The sequence below is a fragment of the Mesorhizobium sp. P3_A9 genome (genome assembly GCF_056402975.1).
The window spans coordinates 20684-27525 of record NZ_JBFUGJ010000048.1; the positions used below are offsets into that span (position 1 = coordinate 20684).

The 6842-nt window shown below is 65.1% G+C and carries 5 protein-coding genes; all 5 read left to right on the forward strand.

Going from position 1 to position 6842, the window contains the following annotated elements; genetic code table 11:
• Positions 1 to 71: 71 nt before the first annotated feature.
• The 5 genes from AC1DX0_RS10410 to AC1DX0_RS10430 all read left to right on the forward strand — a co-directional run bounded on the left by AC1DX0_RS10410 (position 72) and on the right by AC1DX0_RS10430 (position 6720).
• Positions 72 to 1475 (forward strand): FAD-dependent oxidoreductase, encoded by a 1404-nt coding sequence (locus AC1DX0_RS10410; protein WP_477223865.1) that lies wholly within the window; start codon positions 72 to 74, stop codon positions 1473 to 1475.
• Between the two features lie 10 nt (positions 1476 to 1485).
• Entirely contained in the window at positions 1486 to 2451 is a 966-nt protein-coding gene (locus tag AC1DX0_RS10415; RefSeq protein ID WP_477223864.1) for an NAD(P)/FAD-dependent oxidoreductase, read from the forward strand.
• Positions 2448 to 3914, forward strand: a complete 1467-nt coding sequence (locus tag AC1DX0_RS10420) for an FGGY family carbohydrate kinase (protein WP_477223863.1) — start codon at positions 2448 to 2450, stop codon at positions 3912 to 3914. Before AC1DX0_RS10415 ends, AC1DX0_RS10420 begins: the two co-directional genes overlap by 4 nt.
• Positions 3915 to 4050: 136 nt before the next feature.
• A complete protein-coding gene (gene secB / locus AC1DX0_RS10425) occupies positions 4051 to 4557 on the forward strand; it encodes a protein-export chaperone SecB (protein ID WP_477223862.1) in 507 nt (168 codons plus the stop codon).
• A gap of 522 nt (positions 4558 to 5079) precedes the next feature.
• Positions 5080 to 6720, forward strand: a complete 1641-nt coding sequence (locus AC1DX0_RS10430; protein ID WP_477355247.1) for an ABC transporter substrate-binding protein — start codon at positions 5080 to 5082, stop codon at positions 6718 to 6720.
• Positions 6721 to 6842: the final 122 nt, after the last annotated feature.

The window sequence follows — 6842 nt, forward strand, 5'->3', positions numbered from 1 at the left end:
TCCGCCGGGCCTTGCAATCTGATTGAGTTTTGCTTTGATGTGGATCGCCAACATCGCATATGAATGGCCGGATGGCGATTTCCGCTCCACCTCCACCGCTCAAGGCCGCTGCCGGATTTGACGTCGCTGTGATCGGCGCCGGGGTGGTCGGTTGCGCCGTGTTTCGGGCACTGACGCTCTCTGGGCTGTCCGTCATTCTGCTCGAACGTGGCGCCGATATCCTGGACGGCGCGAGCAAAGGCAATTCGGCGATCCTTCATACCGGCTTCGACGCCCCGCCTGGCAGCCGCGAAGTGCGGATGATGCAAGGCGGCCGCAAGCGCTACCTGGCGGAGAGAAGCCTTTTCGGCCTGCCGATCCTCCACACCGACGCCGTGCTTGTCGCCTGGAGCGAGGAGGAAGCCACGCGCCTTCCCGCGATCGTCGACAAGGCGCACCGCAATGGCGTGACCGACGTGCGGCCAATCGAGCTGGACGCGCTTCGCCATCGGATGCCGGAGCTCGCCGCCTCGGCGGTCGCTGCCCTCAGCGTGCCGGGCGAGCACATCATCGATCCCTGGTCTTCGCCGCTGGCCTACGTCTTGCAAGCCATGGCTCATGGCGGAGCGGTGCGGCGGCTTTTCGATGTCGACAAGGCCGAGCGACTTGGCGGGATCTGGCGGCTCTCCGCCGGGAACAGCACGGTGGACGCCGGTATCGTCATCAACTGCGCCGGAAATCACGGCGATCATGTCGAGGCGTTGTCGCGACCGAGTTCGTTTGCCATTCGGCCACGCAAGGGTCAGTTCGTCGTCTTCGACAAAACGGCACAACGCCACGTTCCGACGATCCTGCTGCCTGTGCCGACGGAACGAACCAAGGGCGTCGTCGTCTGCCCGACCATCTTCGGTAATGTGCTCGTCGGGCCGACGGCGGAGGACCAGGACAACCGCAGCCTGGCGACGGTCGAGCGCAGCGCCCTGGAACATCTGATCGGCGAGGCGGCGCGCATGGTGCCAGTCCTTGGCGAAGAGCCGGTCACGGCCACCTATGCCGGGCTTCGGCCGGCAAGCGACCAGAAGGACTACATCATCGAGGCAATCCCCGAACGTCACTGGGTGACGGTGGCCGGCATCCGTTCCACCGGCCTGACGGCGGCGCTCGGCATTGCGGACCATGTCACGGAACTCGTTGGAGAGCATTTTCTTCCACTCCGGCCTTTGCAGGATTTGACCTGGCCGTCACTGCCGAACCTTGCCGAACATCTGCCGCGAGACCACGAACGGCCGGGACGCGGCGACATCATCTGCCTGTGCGAACTCGTCACCGGGGACGAAATCGGTGCGGCGCTCGCCGGCCCTTTGCCTGCGGGCAATCTCGGCGGGTTGAAGCGGCGCACACGCGCAATGATGGGTCGATGCCAGGGCTTCAACTGCCTGGCGGCGGTGTGCGAGATGGCGAACAACAAGCTGCTGGAAGTGCCGCCATTGCCGTGAGGTACCAACAGTGACGCCTGAAACCCCTGATCTCCTTGTCATCGGCGCCGGGCCGGCGGGCTTGAGCGCGGCGATCGCCGCGCGCCGCCTTGGGCTCTCCGTTACGGTTCTCGAGCGCGAGGCCGAAGCGGGTGGCGCCCCACGTCATTGCGGACACATTGGGTTCGGAATGCGCGATTTCGCCCGTCTCTGGACCGGGCCGCGCTATGCCAGCGCCTTGCGCGAGCGTGCCGACGGGATCGATCTTCGCTGCGGCCATGCGGTGACGATGCTGCGCCCGGGAGGCGTGGTTGCCGTCAGCGGGCCGGACGGTCCCTATGAGTTGGCCGGGCGCCGCGTGCTGCTGGCCAGCGGTATTCGCGAGACACCTCGGGCCGCGCGACTGATCTCCGGCGGACGGCCGTTCGGCATTCTGACGACAGGCGCCCTGCAACGCTTCGTCTATCTGCACAATCGCCTGCCATGCCGGAACCCCATCATCGTCGGCAGCGAGATCGTCGCCTTCTCGACAATCCTGACGCTAAGACATCTCGGCGGCAGGCCGCGCATGATCATCGACGAAGCACCACGATTGCGCAGCCCGGCGCTCGTGGCGCTGGGATCGCGTGTGGTCTTTGGCGTCGCGGTGAAAACCGATGTCCGGATCATCGGGATCGAAGGCGAGAAGCGCGTCGAGGCCTTGACCTTCGAGCATGACGGCCTGCGCCACACAGTCGCCTGCGACGGCGTCGTGTTTTCCGGCGACTGGCTGCCCGAAGCGACGCTCGCACGGCTTCATCCAATGGGGGTCGATGCGACGACACGCGGCCCTGCGGTCGATGCGGCGTTCCGCACGGCCGATCCGCATATCTATGCGGCGGGCAATGTGCTTCGCTCGGTGCGGTCCTCCGGGCCTTGCGCGATCGATGGGCGCAACGCCGTGGCCAGCATCGCGGCCGATCTGGCCCGGACACGCGCAGGGAGCCGCCCGACATGACGCAAACCCCGGTCATCCTTGCCATCGATCAGGGAACGACCTCCACCAAGGCGTTCTTGCTGACCGGCGACGGTCATTTCCTGTCGTGCGGCGGGCTGGCGCATCGCCAGATCCTGCCACGGGACGGCCTTGTCGAGCATGACGCGGAGGAATTGATCGGCAATATCGAGACGCTGATCGATCGCGCGCTTGCCGCCAACCCCAAAATTTCGGCGGTGGCGCTGGCCAATCAGGGAGAGACGGTCGTCGCCTGGGACCGGGTGACGAAACGTGCGCTTTACAACGCCATCGTCTGGCAGGATCAACGGTCACAAGGCCAGCTCGACGCCCTCCCGGCCTCGACGAAGGCGCGGATCACGGCGCTGTCGGGCCTTCCTGTCGACGCCTATTTCTCCGCCTCCAAGCTTGCCTGGCTGCTGGAGAACGTGCCGGCTGTCGGCGAAGCCGCGCGCGCCGGCCGCCTTGGCATCGGCACGTCGGAAAGTTTCTTCATCGACCGGCTGACCGGCCAGTATGTGACCGATCCGACCACCGCCTCGCGCACCAGCCTGATGAAAATCGACGATTGCCGGTTCGACGATGAGCTCTGCCGGATCTTCGGCGTGCCGCGCGACCTGTTGCCCGAAATCGTTCCGACGTCGGGCTTCTTCGGCCTGATCCGGCGCTCTGGCCGGGAGCTTCCCCTCGTGGTCAGCATCGTCGATCAACAGGCTGCGCTGTTCGGGCATGGCTGCCGCACGGTGGGCGATGCAAAGATCACCTTCGGGACCGGGAGCTTCGCGCTGGCGCTGTCGGGCGCCGCGCCGATCCTCGACAGGCCGGGCCTTGTTCCGACAATCGCCTGGCAATTGGCTGACCAAGCGCCGCTCTATGCGCTCGACGGGGGTGATTATACGGCCGCGGCCGCGGTCGACTGGGCAATCTCGCTGGGCCTGGCCGCCTCCTACGAGGATTTCGCCTTCGAGGACGCCACGCCGGCGATCGTCCGCGAGATTGCCTTTGTTCCAGCACTTGCCGGCCTCGCCGCCCCCTATTGGCGACGCGATGTCGGCGCCAGCTTTGTCGGCCTCAGGCAATCGACGACGGCGACGGATCTGCGCAAGGCCGTCCTCGAGGGCATAGCCTATCGCGGGGCGGAGCTCATCGAGGCACTAGGCGGCGAGGGTGACGAGCCCGTCTCCATCGATGGCGGGCTTGCCCGCAACAGCTACTTCGTCCAGTTCCTTGCCGACGCCATGGCGCGTCCGGTGCGCTTGCAGGAAAGCGCCGACCTCACCGGGCTGGGGGCGGCGGAAATGGCGTATCAAGCGTCGGGCTTGCCGGTGCCGCACCGATTGGGCGAGCCACCGCGCCTGGTCGTGCCAAGCCCCCGATCCCAAATGATCCGCGAGCGGCGCGCGTATTTCCAGATGGCGATCGACCTGGCAGGGAAGCTGGCTTCGCCGCAAGGCGTTGGGCGTTGATCGGCACCGGACCCGCGGCGTGCCTGCCCGCGGGGTGCACAAGGCGGCCAACCTTGTCTTGTCATCACGGCCATGCTAGCCAACGCCCGATTTCAATTCGGTCAGCAAGGCTGCCCAGGGGAAAAGGATTAGGCTCATGGCCAGCAATGATGACGCGCCAGCCGGCGCGGCCAACGGAAACGGCAACACGGCGGCGCAACCGTCGCTCAACGTCCTGGCCCAGTATGTGAAGGACCTGTCCTTCGAAAGCCCCGGCGCGCCGAACTCGCTGCGCGGCCGCGACAAGGCCCCCGGCATCGCCATCAACGTCAACGTCAACGCCAACCCGCTCTCCGACAAGCAGTTCGACGTCAATCTGACGCTGAACGCCAAGGCCTCCTTCGACCAGGAAGTGCTGTTCAACGTCGAGCTGGTCTATGGCGGCGTCTTCGCCATTTCGGGCTTCCCGCAGGAGCACATGCTGCCGATCCTGTTCATCGAATGCCCGCGTCTGCTGTTCCCCTTCGCCCGCCAGATCATCGCCGAAGCCACCCGCAATGGCGGCTTCCCGCCGCTGATGCTCGACCCGATCGACTTTGCGCAGATGTTCCAGCAGAAGATCGCCGAAGACCAGGCCGCGGCGTCCAAGGTCCAGGTGAGCTGATTTCGGCCTGAACGGATGTTCTGAAAAACCCGGCCTTGTGCCGGGTTTTTTGTTGGGTGCTTCTACTTGCAGGATCCTGGGCAATGCTGGCGGGACAGCACCCCCCTCTGGCCTGCCGGACATCTCCCCCGCAAGGGGGGAGATCGGATGTCGTCTCGGCCTTCGCCAATCTCATGCGTCTCAAAGGTGGCGCAACGCATGAACTGCCAATCTCCCCCTTGCGGGGGAGATGCCCGGCAGGGCCGAGGGGGGTGTGACGGAACTCGGCGGCGGCGAGTTTCTACTCTATCGCCCACTTACACCCCGTTGCTCCCTGCGGAGCACCGCACAACTCCTGCGGATTCCAGAACACTCCCCAACGTCACCCCCCTCTATCATCGGCCTCTCAGGCAAAGGCGTCCCGGCGGTCGCAGCCGCCCCCGCGTTGGCGATTCGTCGGGACGAATTCTTTCTGTGCATGCCGTTTTCCCAAAACCGCTAGGCACTTTTGGGCGGCATGCACCAACAATCAGGGGAACGACGATGAAATTCATGCTGACCGACCGCAAACTGCACCCGCGGGCCAAGCCCGTCGCCGACGATTTCAAAACAGGCGGCATCAACCGCCGCGAATATCTTGCCCTGATGGCCGGTCTCGGCGTCAGCGCCGCCGGCGCGCTGGCGCTGGGTGGCCTGGCCGCGACCCCGGCCCGCGCCGCCGAGCCCAAGAAGGGCGGCACCTTGCGCGTCGCCATGAACGTCAAGGGGTTCAAGGACCCGCGCACCTTCGACGGCGTGGAGATGTCGAATGTCGCCCGCCACTGCAACGAATATCTGGTGCGCTGGAACACAGATTTTTCCTTCGAGCCCTGGCTGCTCGAAAAATGGGAGATGAGCGACGACGCCAAGACCCTGACACTGCATGTGCGCAAGGGCATCACCTGGTCGAATGGCGATGCCTTCAACGCCGACGATGTCGTCCACAACCTCACCCGCTGGTGCGAGGCCGGCGTCGCCGGCAAYTCGGTCGCCGCGCGCATGGGCGCGCTGGTCAATGCCGACACCAAGAAGGYGGTCGATGGCGGCATCGAGAAGGTCGACGAYTTCACCATCAARCTSAAYYTGCCSAAGCCCGAYATYTCGCTGATCGCCGGCATGGCCGACTATCCMGCSYTGATCATGCACCGCTCCTATGAGGGCGACGGCGACCCSATGAAGGCGCTSGCSATCACCACCGGMCCSTGCSARCTGGTRAAGTGGGAYGCCGAGACCGGCGCMGAGGTGAAGCGCAAGGACAAGCCMTGGTGGAAGGGCGACTTCTACCTGGATGRCATCMARTGGRTCGACTACGGCTCCGACCCCAACGCCATGCTGTCGGCCTTCGAATCCGGCGAGATCGAYACCGAYCACGAAACCGCCACCGATGCCGTCTCGCAGACCGACAAGATGGGGCTGAAGAATTCCGAGATCGCCACCGGCTCMACCATCGTSGCSCGCTTCAATGTCGGCAATGCGCCCTATGACGACGTCAAGCTGCGCCGCGCYGCSCAGCTCGCCRTCGACAATTCCGCCGTGCTGCAGCTCGGCCTCGATGGCCGGGGAAAACCAGCCGACAACCACCATGTCGGCCCCATGCACCCCGAATATGCCGATATCGGCCCGGCCAAGCGCGATGTGGAGGAGGCGAAGAAGCTACTCGCCGCCTCCGGCAAGGCGGACCATGAATACGAGCTGATCTCGGTCGACGTCGAATGGCAAAAGAGCACCGCCGACGCCATCTCGGCGCAGATGCGCGAGGCCGGCCTCAAGGTCAAGCGCACCGTGCTGCCCGCCGCCACCTTCTGGAACGACTGGAGCAAATATCCCTTCTCCTGCACCGAATGGCTGGGCCGGCCGCTTGGCGTCCAGGTGCTGGCGCTGGCCTACAAATCGGGCGCCGCCTGGAACGAAAGCGCCTACGCCAGCAAGGAGTTCGACGACCTGCTCGACAAGGCGCTGGCGACACCGGATGCCAAGGCCCGCAAGGAGATCATGGCCGGCATCGAGAAGAATCTGCGCGACAGCGGCATCATCATCCAACCCTACTGGCGCTCGGTCTACCGGACCTATCGCAAGGGCGTCGAAGGCTGCGAGCAGCACCAGGCGCTGGAGCAGCACTTCGAGAAGGTTTGGATTGAGAGTTGATGACGTCCAGCGAGACGCGTTGAAACTTCCTAAGCCGAGGTCGGCGCTACCCCCTCACCCGACCTCCGCTTCGCTCCGGCCACCCTCTCCCCGAGGGGAGAGGAGACTGTTGGCGCTAGCGC

Excerpts from the sequence above, each read along its gene's own strand:
- AC1DX0_RS10420 (WP_477223863.1), top strand. The coding sequence starts at position 2,448 with ATGACGCAAACCCCGGTCATCCTTGCCATCGATCAGGGAACGACCTCC.
- AC1DX0_RS10410 (WP_477223865.1), top strand. The coding sequence starts at position 72 with ATGGCGATTTCCGCTCCACCTCCACCGCTCAAGGCCGCTGCCGGATTT.
- secB (WP_477223862.1), top strand. The coding sequence starts at position 4,051 with ATGGCCAGCAATGATGACGCGCCAGCCGGCGCGGCCAACGGAAACGGC.